Source organism: Achromobacter marplatensis (assembly GCF_002209535.1).
Taxonomy (GTDB): Bacteria; Pseudomonadota; Gammaproteobacteria; order Burkholderiales; family Burkholderiaceae_B; genus Achromobacter; species Achromobacter marplatensis.
In genome coordinates, this window is sequence record NZ_NJIG01000004.1 from 258,260 (window position 1) to 276,080 (window position 17,821).

Genomic DNA, 17,821 nt, shown 5'->3' on the forward strand with positions numbered 1-17,821 from the left:
TCCACCATGTGGTATTTCTCGTGGATACTCGGCTTGGGTCTGGCGTGTGCGTTCGCTATCCTCAATGCAATGTGGTTCGAGCTGCGTGAAGGGCATTCGCATGACCCGCGCGCCAGCCGTAGCGACGAGTGAGCGGCGGCGCTAGCACCCTCGAGCACGACCCGTCCGCCAGCCTGCAGAAACCGCCGCGCGAACAGTCGGGGTGGCTGATGGCGCTTGCCAAGGCGGCGAGGGTTCCGCTGATGGTGGCGGGCGCTGCGCCGCTGGTCAGCGGCGCCTTGCTGGTCGTGCAGGCCTGGCTGCTGGCCAGCGTGCTGGATGCGGCGATCGTCCGCCAGGCGCCGCGCCAGGAATTGCTGGCAAGCATCCTGGGCATCGCCGGCTTGATGCTGCTGCGCGCATGCATCACCTGGGCGGGTGAACGCGCCGGGGCGGACGCGGCCGAACGCATCAAGCGCCATGTGCGCCAGTCGCTGTTTTCCCGGCTGGTGGCGAAGGGCCCCTATTGGAGCCGCGGCAAGGCGTCTGGCGAACTGGCCAGCGCAGTCGTGGACCAGGTCGAGGCGCTGGACGGCTTTTTCGCCAAGTACCTGCCTGCGATGGCCGCTGCCGCCATGCTGCCCGTGGCGTTTTCCGTGTTGCTGTTGCCCGTGGACGTGATCGCGGGCCTGGTGCTGCTGATCACCGCGCCGCTGATTCCGCTGTTCATGGCGCTGGTGGGGTGGGGCGCGCAAGGCGCCAGCCGCCGTCACCTGCGCGCGTTCGCCCGCTTGTCCGGCTTCTTCGCCGACCGCTTGCGCGGGCTGTCCACCCTGAAGCTGTATGGCCGCGCCGAAGCCGAGGCGGCTTCCGTGGTGGCCGCCAGCGACGCGCTGCGCCAGCGCACGATGTCGGTGCTGCGTATCGCCTTCCTGTCGTCCGCCGTGCTGGAGTTCTTCGCCGCGCTGGGCGTGGCGGGCGTGGCCGTATATATCGGGCTGACCTATCTGGGGTTCCTGGACGTGCGGTGGTCGCCCCTGACCTTGCAGGCGGGCCTGTTCTGTCTGCTGATGGCGCCTGAAGTCTATGCCCCGCTGCGCCAGTTCGCCGCGCACTATCACGACCGCGCCACGGCACTTGCCGCCGTCACGCAGATCGCGGTGCTCTTCGATGGCCTGCCGCAAGACGACGCCGCCGAGCCGAAGGCGGCCGGACGCGGAACCGTCGTGCCGCCGGCGTCGGAAGCCGGCGCGCCCGTCGAGGTGACGGGCCTGCGCGTGACGGCGCCGGGGCGTGGGCAGCTGGTGCTGGCCGACGCCGCGTTGCGGCTGGTGCCGGGCGAACAAGTGGCATTGATGGGCCCCAGCGGCATCGGCAAGTCCACGCTTATTGAAGCCATTGCCCGGTTGCGGCCATTCGATGGCGAGGTGAGCATCGACGGCGTGCCGCTGGGCGATTGGGACGAAGCCGCCTTGCGCCAGCGCGTGGCGCTGATCGGGCAGAAGCCGCAATTGCTGGCCGGGTCGATCGCCGACAACATCCGGCTGGGCCGGCCGGGCGCATCCGACACCGATCTGCGGGAAGCCGCCCGGCGCGCCTGTGTGCTGGAGTTTTCGGACGCGCTGCCGCAGGGCCTGGACACGCTGCTGGGCAGCCGGGGCCATGGCCTGTCGGGCGGGCAGGCACAGCGCGTGGCGTTGGCGCGCCTGTTTCTGCGGGATCCCGGGCTGATCCTGCTGGACGAGCCCACGGCGCATCTGGACGAGGCGACCCAGGCCCGGGTGCTGGATGAAATCCTGGAATTCTCCGCAGGCCGCACCTTGCTGCTTGCGACGCATGCACCCGTGGTGGCGGCCCGCTTCGGCCGCGTGCTGCGAGTAGCGGGCGGGAAAGTGGAAGACGCATGAAGAATCTGTTGTTGCTGCTGCCGCTGTACGCACGCCGGAAAAGCGGGCTTTTACTCGCATTGTTCTGTGCGCTGGCCACGGTGGCCGCGGGCGTCGGCTTGCTGGGCGTGTCCGGCTGGTTCCTGACGGGCGCAGCCCTGGCGGGGGCGGGCGGGGTCTTCAACCTGTTCGCGCCGTCCGCGCTGGTGCGTGGCTTGTCCTTTTTGCGCATCGTGTCGCGCTATGCCGACCGCGTGGTGGGCCACTCGGCCACGTTGCGCCTGCTGGCGGATCTGCGCGCCACGGTGTTCGGGGCGCTGATCCGGCTGACGCCGCGCCAGTTGGCGAAGTACCGCAGCGGCGATCTGGTGGCGCGCATGACGGGCGACGTCGACGCGCTGGATACGGTCTTCCTGTTCGTGCTGGCGCCGTTGGCCACCGCGATCCTGGGCGGCGCCGTGCTGACGGCGGTGCTGGGCATGTGGGTGCCTGCCGCCGCGCTCGCGTTTGCGCTGGCGTTGCTGACGGCCTGTGTGCTGGTGCCGGCATGGTTGCTGCGGGCGGCGCGCAAGCCGGGCGCCGCCGCCCAGGAAAGTGCGGCCGGCCTGCGCGCGGCGACGCTGGACGCGGTGGATGGCCACGCCGACATGGTGGCGTTGCATGCGCAGGCGCCCACCGCCGCGCATTTCGAACGGCTTTGCGAAGCCAGCGCGCTGGCGCGCCGCAGCCAGGCCCGGGTGGCGGCACGCGGGCAATGGTTCCTGCAAGTCGCGGCCGGCGTTTCGGTGTTGGCGTTACTGTGGTTCGGATTGGGGACGCATGAAGCGGGGCTGATCGAGGGACCCGTGCTGGTGGGTCTGCTGCTGGCCGTCATCGGCATTTTCGAAGTGGCGGGGCCCATCATGCGCGGCGCGTCCCGCATGGGTTCGGCCATGTCGGCGGCGGCGCGGATCCGCGAGGTGACGCAAGCCCAGCCCGACATGCAGGACGCGGCCACGGTGCGCGCCTTGCCGTCCGCCGGCGTGCTGGAGTTGGACGGGGTGGTGTTCCGCTATCCGGCCCGGGCGGAGGGTGCGCGCCCGGTCGTCCTGGACGGCATCGACCTGCGGGTGGAGCCCGGCGAACGCGTCGCCATCGTGGGGGCCAGCGGGCAGGGCAAGTCCACGCTGCTGCATCTGATCCTGCGCCTGGAAGACCCGCAAGCGGGACACGTGCGCTTTGGTGGCTGCGACGCGCGCGATTGCGCGCAGGCGGACTGGCACCGGCGCATTGCCTTGCTGTCCCAGGACGCGCCCGTTTTCCTGGGCACCTTGCGCACCAATCTGCTGATCGGGGACCCGCAGGCCGACGATGCGGCCCTGTGGGGCGCGTTGGACGCGGCCAGGCTGGGCGATTTCGTGCGCGGCCTGCCCGACGGGCTGGACACCTGGGCGGGCGAGACCGGTTCGCAACTGTCGGCAGGCCAGGCGCGCCGCCTGTGCCTGGCGCGGGCGCTGCTGTCGCCGGCAGCGGTCATCGTGCTGGACGAACCTACGGCCGGCCTGGATGCCGCGGCGCAAGCCGACTTCTTCAACGACCTGGAACGCGCGGTGCGGGGACGCACCGTGGTGCTGGCGACGCACGCGGCGTTGCCCCCCGGCGCCGTCGACCGCTGCTATGAATTGCGCGGCGCGCAATTACATGACTTGTCACCGGCGGCAATCCTGGCTTAAGCGCGGTGGCAAGGTTATAGTTCGCCTTGCTTCAATTCTTCAGGGCCGCCTTCCATGCAGACCGACAACGCCGAGTACATCCGGCGCACCATCCGCAGCGTTCCGGACTGGCCCCAACCCGGTGTCGTGTTCCGCGACATCACGCCGGTTCTGCAAGACCCGCGCGCGTTCCGGGTGTTGATCGATCTGTTCGTCTACCGCTATATGCGCCAGCGCCTTGACCTGGTGGCAGGCGTGGACGCGCGCGGCTTCATCGTGGGCAGCGTGCTGGCCTATGAACTGAATTTGGGTTTCGTGCCGGTGCGCAAGAAGGGCAAGCTGCCTTACCGCACCGTAGCCGAGGAATACTCGCTGGAATACGGCAATGCCGCCGTCGAGATGCACACGGATTCCGTGCGCACCGGCCAACGCGTGTTGCTGGTCGATGACCTGATCGCCACGGGCGGCACCATGCTGGCCGCGATCAAGCTGCTGCAGCGCCTGGGCGCGAACGTGGTCGAAGCGGCCGCCATCATCGATTTGCCCGACCTGGGCGGCTCGGCCAAGGTGGCCGCCACCGGCACGCCGCTCTATACGGTCTGTCAGTACGGCGACGCAACGCCGTAAGCGACCCCGATTGCAGGGCGTAGGATGGGTGGAGCGCGAGGGTTCTTAAGCAAGAACGCAGGTGCTCAGCGCGCGAAACCCATCAAGCAGCCTGTGCGTTGTGGCTGACGCTGGCAAGAACCCACCGCTGCTTGATGGGTTTCGCGCGCTGAAGGTCGGAGTTCTTGGCACTGAACCCTCGCGCTCCACCCATCCTACGAATCCGATAAGCGGGGCTGGATGAAGTCCAGGAACGCCTTGGTCTTGGCGGGCAGCATGCGCGAGGGCAGCAACGCGAACAGGGGCAGGGGCGTCAGGCTCCAGTCGGGCAGCACCCGCACCAGCCCTGCCTGCTTGATGGCGCGTTCCATTGCATCGAACACCAGCAGCGGCGTGATGCCCAGGCCCTGGCCGGCCAGGCGTCCCAGCATGCCCACATTGTTCGCCGACAGGCGGCCGGACACTTGCACGCGTTCCACCTTGTCGCCCGAATGGAGCATCCAGAAGGATGATTCTTCGCGCATCGTCGGCCGCAGGCATTCGTGGTGCGTCAGGTCGGCAGGCACCCGCGGTTCGCCGTGGCGGGCCAGATAGTCGGGCGAGGCATACAGTTGGTGCGCCATCAGCACGATCTTGCGCGAGATCAGGCTGGAATCCGGCTGCTGGCCGAAACGCAGGATCAGGTCGAACGGATTGCTGATGGGGTCGATCGGGCGCATGCTCAGATCGAAATCGCATTCGATGTCCGGATGCTGCTCGCGGAATTCGCTGATGACGGCGGGCAGGAACAGCTGGGCGAGGCTCGTGGGCAGCGAGATGCGCAGGCGGCCCTTGGGCTGCACCGCCATGTCCAACAGCTGGTCGTGCGCAATGCGCGCTTCTTCCACAATGTGCCGGCAGCGTTCGAAGTAGATGGCGCCGGCTTCAGTCAGGTCGATCTTGCGCGTGCTGCGGTTCAACAGGCGCATGCCGACGCTGCGTTCCAGTTCGCTGACGCGGCGCGAGAGCGTGGAGGTTGGAATATTCAAGGCTTCCGCCGCATGGCTGAAGTTCTTGCGCTTGGCGACTTCGACAAAAAGCGCGATGTCGTTAAGCTGGATATCCATAGTGCCCTCTAAACTCAAATTTCCATTTCTGGCAGATTTGTATGATAAATGGAATTATTGTCCCGCCAGCAGAAATGTCTATTTATCCACACGGAACATCCCATGCCTTGGGTGGTGGGCGCATGTTCCGTCACCCAGCTTGCTTCCAGCTGAATGCCCGCAAGGCTTGCGGTATCTTGCTCTACCAGGGGACTGCGCAATAATCGCGCAGATTGCACCGGATACATCGTGCAATTGTCCCATCGGTGAAAATATGTTCACCAAAATAAGGGTTTTTACTAGGCGCCAATCGCCAGATACTTCGTCCCAGCAATCAAACAGTCACATCGCACCTGCCAGCCTGGCAGAAGACGGTGTGCAAGGTTTAGGATGGAGTCATCACAATGAAAGCCCTAGCAACTGCACTTATGGTTACCGCAACCCTGGTTGGCATGACCGCCGCCCACGCCGATGGCAAGACGCGTGAACAGGTTCAACAAGAACTGCAAGCCGCCAAGGCCGCAGGCCAGGTCACGTTCGGTGAACTGGACTACCCGCCCGCCACCGCGACGCAAACCAGCATGACGCGCGACCAGGTTCAGCAAGAACTGCAAAGCGCCAAGGCCGCCGGCCAGGTCACGACCGCCGAACTGGACTACCCGCCGCGCGCCGCCGTGTCGCAATCGGGCGGCAAGACGCGCGAACAAGTCCGCCAGGAATTGGCCGAAGCCAAGGCCCGCGGCGAATACACCTTCGGTGAACTGGACTACCCGCCTAAGGGCAAGTAAGTCCCGCCCCGGGATGGTCACGAGAAACCCCTTGAGACGCCGAGGGGTTTTTTATTTCAGGATGACTCCCGCACCGTACTTCGCTGGACTACGCCATAGCCCGCTATAGCAGGTTTATCAAGGACTTAGGCGAGTTCAACATATGCCGGTGCTTTCCGAAACTTGACCCGACTTTCCTGCTGCTGGCCCCTACAAGGCTCCTGGAAACCGGGTCTTTCCGAGGAGTCATCATGGCAAAGATCAAGCTCACCAAGTCCGCTGTCGATGCGGCACAACCCCAGGCGCAGGCCATCGAACTCCGGGATACGCTGGTGCCCGGCTTCTTGTGCAAGATTACCCCGTCAGGCCGCAAGGTGTTCATGCTCCAGTATCGGACGAACGCCGGCGAACGTCGCAAGCCTGCCTTGGGCCAATACGGGGAACTGACCGTCGAACAGGCGCGCTCGCTCGCGCAGGAGTGGCTGGCCCAGGTGCGCCGGGGTGGTGATCCCGCCGCCGACAAGGCCGAGGCGCGCAAGGCGCCTACCATCGAGGAGTTGTGCAAGAAGTTCATGGAGGACTACTCCAAGAAGCGCAACAAGCCGAGTACTCAGGTCGGCTATCAAGGCGTCATTGACCGCAACATCATTCCGCTGCTGGGCCGCAGGAAGGTTCAGGACGTGAAGCGACCTGACATCGCGGGCTTGATGGAAAAGCTCTCATACAAGCAAACCGAGGCGAACAAGGTCTTCAGCGTCTTGCGCAAGATGTTCAACATGGCCGAAGTGTGGGGCTATCGGCCTGACGGCACCAATCCGTGCCGCCATGTCCCGATGTTCCCTGCCGGCAAGTCCACCCACCTCATCAGTGACGAGGACATGGGCAAGCTGTTCCGGCAGCTCGACAAGATCGAGGCCGAGGGGCTGGAGAACTACGTCATTCCGCTGGCGATCCGCCTGCAATTCGAGTTTGCCGGCCGCCGCTCCGAAATCGTCACGCTCGAATGGGAATGGGTCGATCTGGAGAACCGCCGCGTCGTCTGGCCCGACAGCAAGACCGGCGGTATGTCCAAGCCCATGAGCGAGGAAGCCTACCGGCTGCTTTCGACCGCTCCGCGGCAAAAGGACAATCCTTATGTGCTGCCGTCGCCACGCCATCCGGGGCAACACCTGACCACGGGCGAGTATTACGGCGGTTGGAGCCGTGCGCTCAAAGCGGCGGGTGCGACGCATGTGGGGACGCACGGCATCCGCCATCGTTCGGCGACCGACATTGCCAATTCGGGCATCCCGGTCAAGGTCGGCATGGCGCTGACGGCACACAAGACCGTCGTGATGTTCATGCGCTATGTCCATACCGAGGATGACCCGGTGCGCAAGGCCGCCGAGCTGGTGGCGAACCGGCGCAAGACGATCACTGGCGCATCGCGCAGCGTGGAGGCGACGGCATGAGCAAGCGGACGCTATCGGCGGCGGGGAAGACTCCCGCCGCCTTGCCTGCCGGCTACGCCGGCATCCACAGCGGCATCGTCGAACTGCTCGATGCCGCACGCCAGGCGGCGGCCCGCAGCGTCAATGCGCTGATGACGGCGAGCTATTGGGAAATCGGCCGCCGCATCATCGAAGCCGAGCAACGGGGCAAGCGACGCGCGGGCTACGGCGAGCAGTTGATGGAACGGCTGTCCGCTGACTTGACCGCGCAATTCGGGCGCGGGTTCGGCGTGAACAACCTAGAGAACATGCGGCGGTTCTTCCTCGCGTATCCTCTTTCCGCAATTTCCCAGACACCGTCTGGGAAATTGGGCCTCGCCGAACTGGCGCAAGTGTTCACGCTGCCGTGGTCGGCCTACACGCGATTGCTGGTGGTCAAGGACGACCACGCCCGCCGGTTCTACGAAGCCGAAGCCCTGCGCGGCGGCTGGAGCGTGCGCCAGCTCGACCGGCAGATCAACAGCCAGTTCTACGAACGCACGGCGCTGTCGAAGAACAAGGCGGCGATGCTGGTCAAAGGCGCCGTGCCGAAGCCGGAGGATGCCGTCAGCGCCGGCGACGCCATCAAAGACCCGTATGTGCTGGAGTTCCTGAACCTCAAGGACGAGTATTCCGAATCCGACTTGGAACAAGCCCTGATTCGCCGGCTGGAGGATTTTCTGCTGGAGTTGGGCGATGGTTTCACCTTCGTCGGGCGGCAGCGTCGCTTGCGCATCGACCAGACCTGGTATCGCGTCGATCTGCTGTTCTTCCATCGCAAGTTGCGCTCTCTTGTCATCATCGACTTGAAGCTCGGTGCGTTGACCCATGCCGACGTGGGACAGATGCACTTGTATTGCAATTACGCGAAGGAACATTGGACGTTCGGCGACGAGAACCCGCCCGTGGGGTTGATCTTGTGCGCCGACAAGGGGCACGCCTTGGCGCGGTATGCGCTCGAAGGCTTGCCGAGTAAAGTCATGGCGGCGAACTACAAGATGGTGTTGCCGGATGCCGAAGTGCTGCAAAAGGAACTGGAGAACACGCGGCTGTTGATCGAGTCTCGCGGAACGCTTCTCCTCAAGAAGCGCAAGAAATAGCCGGGCGTCCCAGCGTGCCGCTGTCGCGCTGTCGTGCTGCGCATCGAGCCGCCTGCGGCGTCTCGCCCCTGTCGGGCTTCCATCGTCCCCTCGCTTCACTCGGCTGACGCCTCCGGCCCTTGCGGGCCTGCGCGCTCCGCTTGCCTGTCCGAGCCTTCGATGAATGTAGCTGGGCGGTCTTGCTGTTCCCTTCACCGTACCACGGCGTTCTCGCCGTAAAGGGCTGCGCGTGCTCGCACGCTTGCGGCCGTGGCCGTCTTCGACCCTGTGACGGCTTGCGCTGCGCCGTGCTGGCGACGGTTCCGGGCAATTCCGCCCGTGCAACCGGAGATCGTCATGAACGATAAATCGCATGTTTCCCTCGAACAACACGTTTGCCTGGTCTGCGGCACTCGCTTCGACACCGGCGCGATCCTGCTGGACAAGCGCCTGCGCGCGAGCATGGAGCGCCATACGGCGACCGGCTGGGGCTTGTGCCCTGAACACCAGAAGCTGTCCGACGATGGCTTTGTCGCGCTGGTCGAGTGCGACCCGCAGCGCAGCGGCTCGCCGGGCGGCGGTAATCGCGTGAAGCCCGAACAGGCATATCGGACGGGCCGCCTGGCGCACCTCAAGCGCGAAGCGTTCGCGCAGGTGTTCAACGTGCCGATCGCGGCCGACCAGCCGTGCGTCTTCGTTGAACCCGGTGTGATCGAGCAGTTGCAGACGATGACGGCGGCGAACTGATCGCGCCTGGTGCCATCCGGTGCGCTGCCCTGCGGGGCGGCGCACCTTTTTTTCTGCTGCGCCCTGGTGCCGATGACTTCGCGCCTGCGGCGCTGCGCGCTGGCGCTTGCACTCCAGGGGAAGTGCCTTCGACACATCCCCGCCGCACTTCGCTTGGCGCCCCTGAAAGACCGCCGCCCCGGCTGCGCCGGCGCGGAAATACCGATGCCGCAAAGGCCGTTTGTCCACCACAGAAGATCCACGCTGCATCTTCACGACTGCATGGGCGTCCCCGGCCAGGAGGCACGGCCGGTCGCGCTGTCGTGCTTCGCATCGAGCCGCCTGCGGCGTCTCGCCCCTGACGGGCTTCCATCGTTCCCTCGCTCCGCTCGGCTGACGCCTCCGGCCCGGCTTCCAGCTTCGGGCCTGCGCGCTTCGCTTGCCGTGCGGTCAGCACATAGGGATGGCCGTTGCCTTGTCCAGCCGTCTCCCCTGACTTCATCACCTTGTCCGCGACTGTAGCCCGCGCCCGTGTGCCGTCAAGGCGCGCAAGGCCGTGTCCTCGGCTGCGCCTGCGGGCCGCACCAACCCTGCGCTTGTTTCCTTGACGGCCCCCGTCCGCGCGCTCCTGACCGTCGCGGGCGATGAACTCAGGAAAGACGGTGGCAACAGGGCCAACCGGGTTCCTCGTGCCGACCGCACCAAACAGCCGAAAGGCTGGGCTCCGAATCTAGGAATCCGGTGTGCGGTTTGAACAGCAAACCCTTTTCGTCAGGAGAAATGCCATGCAACTCGCATCCCGATTCGCTTCCCGTTCCCCGTCGCTGCGCAGCGATTACCCGCTGTCCGACGATCAAATCCGCAGGGTCGCGCCGTCCATCTTCGCGGACGCGCCGCACGAAAGCCGTTCCGAGCGGTACGCCTATATCCCGACCGCCGCCGTGCTGGCGGAGCTTCGCAAAGAAGGGTTCCAGCCCTTCATGGTGTGCCAGACCCGCGTGCGCGACGAAGGCAAACGCGAACACACCAAACACATGCTGCGCCTGCGCCACTCAAGCCAGATCAACGGCGCGGAAGCCAATGAAATCGTGCTGCTCAATTCCCACGACGGCACGAGTTCTTACCAAATGCTCGCGGGCATGTTTCGGTTCGTGTGCAGCAACGGTCTTGTCTGCGGCGACACCGCGGCAGACGTGCGCGTACCCCACAAAGGCGACGTGGCCGGACTGGTCATCGAAGGCGCTTACGAAGTCTTGAGCGGCTTCGACCGCGTGCAGGAATCCCGCGATGCCATGCGTGCCATCACCTTGAACGATGGCGAATCCGAAGTGTTCGCCCGCGCCGCGCTGGCCCTCAAGTACGACGACCCCGACAAGCCCGCGCCCATCACGGAATCGCAAATCCTGATGCCGCGCCGCTTTGATGACCGCCGCCCGGACTTGTGGAGCGTGTTCAACCGCACGCAAGAGAACCTGACCCAAGGCGGCCTGCGCGGGCGCAGCGCCAACGGACGCCGCCAGCAAACCCGCCCGGTGCAGGGCATCGACCAGAACATCCGCCTCAACCGTGCGCTTTGGCTGCTGGCCGATGGCATGCGCCAGTTGAAAGCCTGAATCCCCACGCGGCAGGGGCAGGCAGCAGCCCTTGCCGCTTCTCTCGCTGCTGCATCCCTAACCGCAAGGAGTTATCACCATGAACGCCGTTACCCAAATCGAAACCCGTGCCATCGAAACCGCCGCGCCGCTGGAAGTGGCCGACCCGACCAAGAACCTGATTTTGGTTCCGCTCTCGCAGTTGCTGCCGCGCCGCTCCAAGCGCAACGCACGCAAGACCCCGCGCCTGTCCATTCCCGAACTGGCCGCGAGCATCGCCCGCATCGGTCTGCTGCAAAACCTCGTCGTCATCCTGTCCGCCGATGGCGAGCAATACGAAGTGGTGGCGGGCGACCGCCGACTGACCGCGTTGAAGCTGCTGGCGAAGAAGAAGCGCATCGCCGCCGACTTTGAGGTGCCTTGCCTGCTGGTGCCGGACGCTTCGGCCCGTACCGTCAGCCTCGCGGAAAACCTGCTGCGCGAGCAGATGCACCCGGCCGACCAGTTCGAGGCGTTCGCCGCGCTGGTCAAGGAAGGCCGGCCCATCGAGGACATTGCCGCCGACTTCGGCGTGTCCCCGCTGGTGGTGCAGCGCCGCTTGAAGCTGGCCAACGTCTCGCCGCGCCTGCTGGCCGACTACCGGGCCGCAGCCGTCACGCTGGAACAGTTGATGGCCCTGACCATCACGGACGACCACGCCGCGCAGGAAGCCGCGTTCTACGGTGCGCCCGAATGGCAGCGTGGCGCGTCCGCGCTGCGCGAACGCCTGACCGAGCGCGAAATCGACGCCACGCATCCGCTGGTGCGCTTCGCCGGGCTGGACGCCTACACGGCGGCGGGCGGTGGCATCCGCCGCGACCTGTTCGCGGAAGGCGATGCCGGAACCTACCTGACCGACGCCGCGCTGCTGGAAACGCTGGTGCGCGACAAGCTGGATGCGCTGGCCGGGGACGTGCGCGCCGAGGGTTGGGCGTGGGTCGAAGCCGTGCCGCACATGAGCTATGCAGAGCGGCAGGCGTTCCAGAACGCGCCGCGCCAGCGCCGCGAACCGAGCGCCCGCGAAGCCCGCCGCATCGCATCGCTGCAAACCCGCCTCGACAAGATCGACGCCGAACTGGAAGAAGCCTACGACGCCGAGGACGAGGACAAGACCGAAGCGCTGGAACCGCGCCGCGAACAGGTCGCCGGGGAACTGCAAGCCGTGGAGGAAGCCTTGCAGGGCTACGCCCCGGACGTGCGCGCCGTGGCCGGTGCAATCGTCACCCTCGACCGCAGCGGCGAAGCCGTGATTCATCGCGGGCTGCTGCGCGAAGCCGAAGCCAAGGCGCTGCGCATGCTGGAACGCTTGCGGCAGGGTTTCGGCAGCGAGGAAGGCGAAGCCGGGAACGACGACGAAGGCGAGGACGCCGAGCAACCCAAGGCCGCGAGCCTGTCCGACCGGCTGGCGCAGCGTTTGAGCGCACATCGCACCGCCGCGCTGCAAATCGAAGTGGCCCGCCATCCGCAAGTCGCGCTGGCCGCGCTGGTGCATGGCATGGCGCAGACCGTCTTGCAGGACAGCCACTACGGCCACGACTTGCCGCTGGGCGTCAGCCTGAAAGTGCAAGACCGGCTGGAAGGCATGGCCCCCGACTGGCCCGAATCGCGCGCCGCCGTGGCCCTGCGCGAGTTGCAGCAGGTTGCGGGCGAAGCGCTGCCGCAGGACAGCGCCGAACTGTTCGCCGCGCTGCTGGCGATGGAGCAAGGCGAACTGGTGCGGCTGCTGGCGGTATGCGTGGCGGCGACCGTGGACGTGGTGACGCCTCGCGCCACGGCGCACCAGCCGGGCGCGGAACTGGCGCAGGCCGTGGGGCTGGACATGGCCGCATGGTGGCAGCCCACCGCAGACGGGTATTTCCAGCATGTGCCGAAGGCCGCGATTCTGGAAGCCGTGGGCGAGTTCGCACCGTCGCACGCTGCTCGACTGGCGAAGTTGAAGAAGGCCGACATTGCCAGCGAGGCGGAACGGCTGGCCGATGGTACGGGCTGGATGCCCGCCATCTTCAAGACCGAAGGCCCGGAAGCTGCGCCGGAGGAAGCGCAGGCGCAGGACGCCCCGGAGGATGCCGAGGCAATGGCGGATGAACCCGCCGAGGCACTGGCCGCTTGACCCGCGCCGAAGGCAAGCGCCCCGGCCTCGACCGGGGCGCTTTGCTTGAAGGAGAAGCCCCCATGACCCGCACCACCACCAGCCGCCCGCGCATGGCGGCGACCTATGCGCCCGGCACGGTACGCGCTCGCCGCTGGCACGGCGAAGGCGACGTGCGCGGCTACCGTCCGCCCCCTGGCTGGACAGCCTGCGCCGACCTGACCGACTTGCATCCCATCACGGGCCGCGCCTTGCCGCGTGCCGTGTGGTGGATCATCGAAACCAAGGAATAACGAGCAGCACCGGCCCCAAGCCGTTCCGCCTTGGGGCCGGTGGTCGAAGATCCGGGCGCGGCGGTGGCCGCGCCCGGTTCCAGCATCCAGAGCAAAATCGCCACGTCGCCGCCTTCGACCAGGCGGCGACGTGGCGGACGTGCAAGTGCCTTGCACGCGGTACAGCCATCGGCGCCCGCTGGCGCGGGCAAGGTTTCGATGGCGCCCCGCCGCAATGGGCGGGGCTTGTGGGGCTACGCCCCGGCTTGCTGCGGCAGGTTGTGCCAAAGCGTGCCGTCCTCGACGCTGGCGGTTCGCGCCTGTACGTCACGAAGGACGGTTCACCGACACGCCACCCGGCTTCGCTATGGAGCATCCACGCCACGCCTCAACCACGTCGTCGCAATCTGCGGCAAGGAGCGTTCTCGCTCGTCGTTGGGGTATTGGCCTTGCCCGCGTCAGGGCGCAGGCCGGTGAAGCCGTCATGCGGGGATGCCGAGTCGGCCACGTCTCCATTCGGGAGCGGGCGGCCGGTGCGTCCTTGGCTTGTCGTGAATCCTGGCGAGGGAACGGCTGCGCCTTGGGCTTCATGGCCGCAACCTTCCAGCGAAAACAATTTCCCCTGCGCTGCGCGCATTCCTCGCGGGACAAATTCTTTTCGCTTCCAGGTTCTCCACGGTGTTGCGACCGCTGCGCGGTGCGGCCAGCCCATCCCCCGCCGGCCGGATCACAACAAGGACGCACTGGCGCGACCTTGTTCAACCCGAAAGGAGAAACATCATGGCTAACATCGGCACCTTCACCGCAGAAAAAGACGGCTTCACCGGCCAGCTCCGCACCCTGACCCTGAACGTCAAGGTCAAGCTGATTCCCAACGACAAGGGCGACACCGAGAACGCCCCCGACTTCCGCCTTCAGGCGGCCGGCCACGACATCGGCGCGGCGTGGAAGAAGACCAGCGAAGCCGGGCGGCCCTACGTGTCCGTATCCCTCGACGATCCTTCGTTCCCGGCGACGGTCTATGCCCGCCTGATCGAGAACGAGGACGGCACGCACGACCTGATCTGGTCGCGCAACAAGCCCAAGGCGGCCTGACGGCGCCCACCGCGCCCCGCCCATTACGGCGGGGCGCCGTGCTGCTGGCGCAGCACGTCACGCACGCGCCTACGGCGTGTCGCGTTCCTTCAACACCGCCTCAAGCTCCTGGCGCACCTGCGCCAGGAGCTGATCGGCCTTGCGCGTGCTGTCGCCGGAATAGGCCAGCGTCAGCAACGTGAGCGGATGCACGTCCATGACCTCGCACAGCTCGGTCAGCTTGTGTACGGTCGGACTTTTCTGGTCGCGCTCCAGCGAACTCATGTAGGTACGGCTGGACACGTCGGAGAACGCTTCCTGGCTCAAGCCGCGCGCTTTCCTGACCGTCCGTATCGCCGTCGCCAATGAGTGCTTCGCCGCCACCTATGGTTTCCCCTGAAAAACCAAGATGACAGCCCATTGCGCCCTATAGGGCTACAATCTATAGTGTTCATTTGGCGTTATTGTTTTCCTTCTTCGTGACTTTACGGAAATCCGTATCGACGGCTTCCGTCAGAACCAGGGAGCCGCCTTCGTGCTTTTCCTGATCTGCGCAATGCCGCTTCTGTGTTTCCGAGCATGTCCGGATTCAGTCGCTTGCGACTTCGTGTTTTCGCATGAAAGCACGCATTCGCTTCGACGCTTACGTGCCTTGGTGGCAAAGCGTATTCATGCATTTTCGGCTTCGTGGGATTTCAACCCGTGAACCAGCCACTTCTTACCACCGAACAACGTACGCAACTGCTCGCGGCCGGGAAGGCGCGCGCGGCCGGCCATTGCATCGACCCGTTGCCTGTCGTGCGGCTGTTCACGCCGGACGCGCACGCGACCTGGCTGCTGGTTGCGCTCGATCCCGCCGATGGTGATACCGCCTGGGGCTTGATCGACCTCGGCATCGGAATGCCGGCGCTGGGGACGGTCAAGCTGTCCGATCTGGCTGGCATCGTCGGGCCGCGTCAGCGACCCATCCGGCGCGACCTGTATTTCCGCGCCACCCGGCCGCTATCGGAGTACGTGCAACTCGCGCAGCGCGACGGCTCCATCCCGGATTGACCGGGGCGTATTGTGTCTTTCTCGATCTCGTGTAAGACGGCTTCGGTCTGAATGAGAACTCTTGCACCAGGCGAGTGCGAGCTTGACCGAAAGAGACATGATGTACGGCGGAGCTTGCGGCAGGGTATCCGATGCTGCGCGCCGTTCCCGAGCTGCGCAACCGTCGCACTAGGACGATCCATGCAAGGCTTCGGAGCCAATCGGTCTTGACTACTTGCCAGCTTATTCCTCTTCGATGACGAAATGCCGATGATGCCGTAGCCCTGCATTTCAATGTCCGTGGCGACGCTCCTGCCAACAGGGAGGTCGCATCATGGCCGATCGAAGCGTCGATTCTTGGTATCCCACCGCTGCGTATCTCTATTCGTTGCACCTGGACGGTCCCGCACTCGCCTGGGAGTATCTGCGCCGCCATCCCAACTACCGGCGCGACTGGCTGCGCCGTCGCCAGCAGCCGGAGGCCGCGCACGCCTGGGGGCTGCGCCTGCTGGAAGACCCGACGCTGGATGCGCGTGACGCGCATCCAGCCTGGTTCCCTGACCATGCCGCCGTGCTCCAGCTCTACCCTGATGCCGACCCGCCGCTGAAAGCACACGCCTTCGAGTTCTGGTGCATCCCCGGTCACAAACACCTGGTTCACGACGGCAAGCGCCTCTTACTGACGGCGCGCTGGCCCGGCTGCTGCGTGAGGCTCGCACTGGCGCCGGGCTTGGCCGACGGTCTTGCCTACGTCTATGCCGTTCGCGCGGGCGCCGTGCCTTGCGCAAGCCATCGCACGATAACGGCCGAGTTGGACAAGCTGGCGGCGCTGAATGCGACGGCCGCGCCTGCGGCAGCGGCCCGTGCGCGGCCCACACCCGCCGCGCTGCTGGAACTGCACACCTTGCAGGCGCTCGACGCGACCCTCGCGGGCGCGTCCTTGCGCGAAATCGCCGAAGGGCTGTTCGGCACCGAAGCCGTGGCCGCCGGTTGGTATGCCGACGGTGGCCTGCGCTCGCGCGTGCGCCGCCTCGTGCGGCGCGGCCAAACGCTGATGCGCGGCGGCTACCGCCGCCTTGCACAGCTCGATTGACCTGCACAGGGTCGTTTTGCCTGCACCGCAAAACGACCCTCTGCGCAACGCATCGCTATCTTGAGACTGACTCCATCCGGCTGCGCTCGTGCTGCCGGCGTCCTTGCCAGATGGAGGTTCATCCGATGCGTCCCGCTCCCTTGCGGCCTGCCGCCGCACCCGCCACCACACTTGCACAACCCCAACGCTATCTCACCAACGACGAAGCCGCCGAGTACCTGCGGCTTTCGCCGCGTACGCTCGAAAAGCAGCGCGTGATCGGCAATGGGCCGAAGTTTCGCAAGTTCGGCCGCCGCGTCATGTACGCGGTGGCCGACCTCGATGCCTGGGCCGACCAGCGCAGCTACGAAACCACGTCCGATCCCGAATACGCCGAGCATCACTCGGCCGACAGCCGTGCGCGCTGATTGGTGGCTCGCCGGTGGCCGTCGCTATGTCCAGCCCATCGCGGGAGCGGGAACAGCTCGACCTGTTCCGCGCCTTGCCGGGCGATATGGTGCCGCGCGATGCCCAGGACTTGATGGCGTATCCGTTCTTCTCTCTGGCGAAGTCGCGGCGCACGGCGCCGATCGACTTCCGCAGCGGCAACGTCACGATCCGCGTGGAGGGCACGCAGGAGCACGGCATAGCGACCATTTGGGACGCGGACGTGCTGATTTGGGCGGCTTCGCAGATCGTGGAAGCACGCGACGCGGGCTTGCGCCCGTCGCGGCTGATGCAGGCCACGCCCTACGAGATCCTGCGCTTCATCGGACGCGGGGTATCGCTGCGCGACTACCAGCGCCTCAAGGCCGCGCTCGACCGGCTGCAATCGACCACGGTGGCGACTTCCATCCGCGAGATGACCGGGCGGCGGCTGCATCGCTTCTCGTGGATCAACGAATGGAAGGAACTGGCCGACGCCCACGGCACGCCGCTGGGCATCGAGCTGATCCTGCCGGACTGGTTCTATGCCGGCGTGCTCGACGCCGCCCTGGTGCTGACCATCGACCCGGCGTATTTCCGGCTCACCGGCGGCATCGAGCGATGGCTGTACCGCCTGGTGCGCAAGCACGGCGGCAAGCAGCCTGGGGGCTGGCAATTCGACTTCCGGCACTTGCACCGCAAGTCAGGCAGCACGGCGAAGCCCTACGACTTCGCCTGCGACCTGCGCGCGCTGGTCGCGCGGCAGTCGTTGCCCGGCTATGTGCTGGGCATCGAGCGGATGCTCGACACAAACGAGGAACTATTGACGTTCCGGCCCGTGCTGTCCACGGCACGGGGATAACTCGGGGACAACGTGTGGACGGCCTCGTGCTATCAGGCGTGCTGGGTATCGTGCTATCGGGCGTGCCCCTATCGT

18 protein-coding genes are annotated in these 17,821 nt (G+C 65.9%); 16 read left to right on the forward strand and 2 right to left on the reverse strand.

What is annotated here, in order from left to right:
* The first annotated feature begins 6 nt into the window (after positions 1-6).
* The 4 genes from cydX to CEY09_RS11445 all read left to right on the forward strand — a co-directional run bounded on the left by cydX (position 7) and on the right by CEY09_RS11445 (position 4,183).
* On the forward strand, positions 7-132 hold the full coding sequence (gene cydX / locus CEY09_RS11430; protein ID WP_006224717.1) for a cytochrome bd-I oxidase subunit CydX: 126 nt from the start codon (positions 7-9) through the stop codon (positions 130-132).
* Positions 133-209: 77 nt separating this feature from the next.
* Entirely contained in the window at positions 210-1,886 is a 1,677-nt protein-coding gene (gene cydD, locus CEY09_RS11435; protein WP_234818285.1) for a thiol reductant ABC exporter subunit CydD, read from the forward strand.
* Positions 1,883-3,577 carry a thiol reductant ABC exporter subunit CydC gene (cydC, locus tag CEY09_RS11440; RefSeq protein WP_088588703.1) on the forward strand — a complete coding sequence of 565 codons (1,695 nt, stop codon included), beginning with the start codon at positions 1,883-1,885 and terminating at the stop codon, positions 3,575-3,577. The genes cydD and cydC overlap by 4 nt, the downstream gene beginning before the upstream one ends.
* Before the next feature lie 54 nt (positions 3,578-3,631).
* A complete protein-coding gene (locus CEY09_RS11445) occupies positions 3,632-4,183 on the forward strand; it encodes an adenine phosphoribosyltransferase (protein ID WP_088588704.1) in 552 nt (183 codons plus the stop codon).
* A gap of 194 nt (positions 4,184-4,377) precedes the next feature.
* On the opposite strand, the gene CEY09_RS11450 is transcribed toward CEY09_RS11445, so the two are convergent.
* Positions 4,378-5,268 carry a LysR family transcriptional regulator gene (locus CEY09_RS11450; RefSeq protein ID WP_006224713.1) on the reverse strand — a complete coding sequence of 297 codons (891 nt, stop codon included), beginning with the start codon at positions 5,266-5,268 and terminating at the stop codon, positions 4,378-4,380.
* 383 nt (positions 5,269-5,651) lie between these two features.
* Between CEY09_RS11450 and CEY09_RS11455 the strand changes: the two genes are divergently transcribed.
* From CEY09_RS11455 to CEY09_RS11495, 8 genes are all read left to right on the forward strand, one after another.
* The gene (locus tag CEY09_RS11455; protein WP_088588705.1) at positions 5,652-6,035 is read left to right on the forward strand and encodes a DUF4148 domain-containing protein; all 384 of its coding nucleotides are present in this window, start codon (positions 5,652-5,654) and stop codon (positions 6,033-6,035) included.
* Positions 6,036-6,265: 230 nt separating this feature from the next.
* Positions 6,266-7,465 (forward strand): tyrosine-type recombinase/integrase, encoded by a 1,200-nt coding sequence (locus CEY09_RS11460; protein ID WP_023087357.1) that lies wholly within the window; start codon positions 6,266-6,268, stop codon positions 7,463-7,465.
* Complete coding sequence (locus CEY09_RS11465; RefSeq protein WP_023087358.1) at positions 7,462-8,583, forward strand: PDDEXK nuclease domain-containing protein; 1,122 nt, start codon at positions 7,462-7,464, stop codon at positions 8,581-8,583. The genes CEY09_RS11460 and CEY09_RS11465 overlap by 4 nt, the downstream gene beginning before the upstream one ends.
* Before the next feature lie 336 nt (positions 8,584-8,919).
* Positions 8,920-9,309, forward strand: a complete 390-nt coding sequence (locus tag CEY09_RS11470; protein ID WP_023087359.1) for a hypothetical protein — start codon at positions 8,920-8,922, stop codon at positions 9,307-9,309.
* A gap of 764 nt (positions 9,310-10,073) precedes the next feature.
* Complete coding sequence (locus CEY09_RS11475) at positions 10,074-10,901, forward strand: DUF932 domain-containing protein (protein WP_023087360.1); 828 nt, start codon at positions 10,074-10,076, stop codon at positions 10,899-10,901.
* Positions 10,902-10,980: 79 nt separating this feature from the next.
* Complete coding sequence (locus CEY09_RS11480) at positions 10,981-13,029, forward strand: ParB/RepB/Spo0J family partition protein (protein WP_023087361.1); 2,049 nt, start codon at positions 10,981-10,983, stop codon at positions 13,027-13,029.
* Between the two features lie 62 nt (positions 13,030-13,091).
* Positions 13,092-13,301: a hypothetical protein gene (locus CEY09_RS11485; RefSeq protein ID WP_023087362.1), complete on the forward strand. Its 210-nt coding sequence runs from the start codon at positions 13,092-13,094 to the stop codon at positions 13,299-13,301.
* 759 nt (positions 13,302-14,060) lie between these two features.
* On the forward strand, positions 14,061-14,375 hold the full coding sequence (locus tag CEY09_RS11495) for a DUF736 domain-containing protein (RefSeq protein WP_023087363.1): 315 nt from the start codon (positions 14,061-14,063) through the stop codon (positions 14,373-14,375).
* A gap of 69 nt (positions 14,376-14,444) precedes the next feature.
* Here the strand turns inward: CEY09_RS11495 and CEY09_RS11500 are convergent, their stop codons facing one another.
* Entirely contained in the window at positions 14,445-14,738 is a 294-nt protein-coding gene (locus CEY09_RS11500) for a helix-turn-helix domain-containing protein (protein WP_023087364.1), read from the reverse strand.
* A gap of 318 nt (positions 14,739-15,056) precedes the next feature.
* Here CEY09_RS11500 and CEY09_RS11505 point away from each other — a divergent pair, with 318 nt between their 5' ends.
* From CEY09_RS11505 to CEY09_RS11520, 4 genes are all read left to right on the forward strand, one after another.
* Positions 15,057-15,407, forward strand: a complete 351-nt coding sequence (locus tag CEY09_RS11505) for a DUF2958 domain-containing protein (RefSeq protein WP_023087365.1) — start codon at positions 15,057-15,059, stop codon at positions 15,405-15,407.
* 313 nt (positions 15,408-15,720) lie between these two features.
* On the forward strand, positions 15,721-16,479 hold the full coding sequence (locus tag CEY09_RS11510) for a DUF2285 domain-containing protein (RefSeq protein WP_023087366.1): 759 nt from the start codon (positions 15,721-15,723) through the stop codon (positions 16,477-16,479).
* A 125-nt stretch (positions 16,480-16,604) separates the two neighbouring features.
* Entirely contained in the window at positions 16,605-16,886 is a 282-nt protein-coding gene (locus CEY09_RS11515; RefSeq protein ID WP_023087367.1) for a helix-turn-helix transcriptional regulator, read from the forward strand.
* Positions 16,887-16,912: 26 nt separating this feature from the next.
* The gene (locus tag CEY09_RS11520) at positions 16,913-17,746 is read left to right on the forward strand and encodes a replication initiator protein A (RefSeq protein ID WP_023087368.1); all 834 of its coding nucleotides are present in this window, start codon (positions 16,913-16,915) and stop codon (positions 17,744-17,746) included.
* The last annotated feature ends 75 nt before the right edge of the window (positions 17,747-17,821 follow it).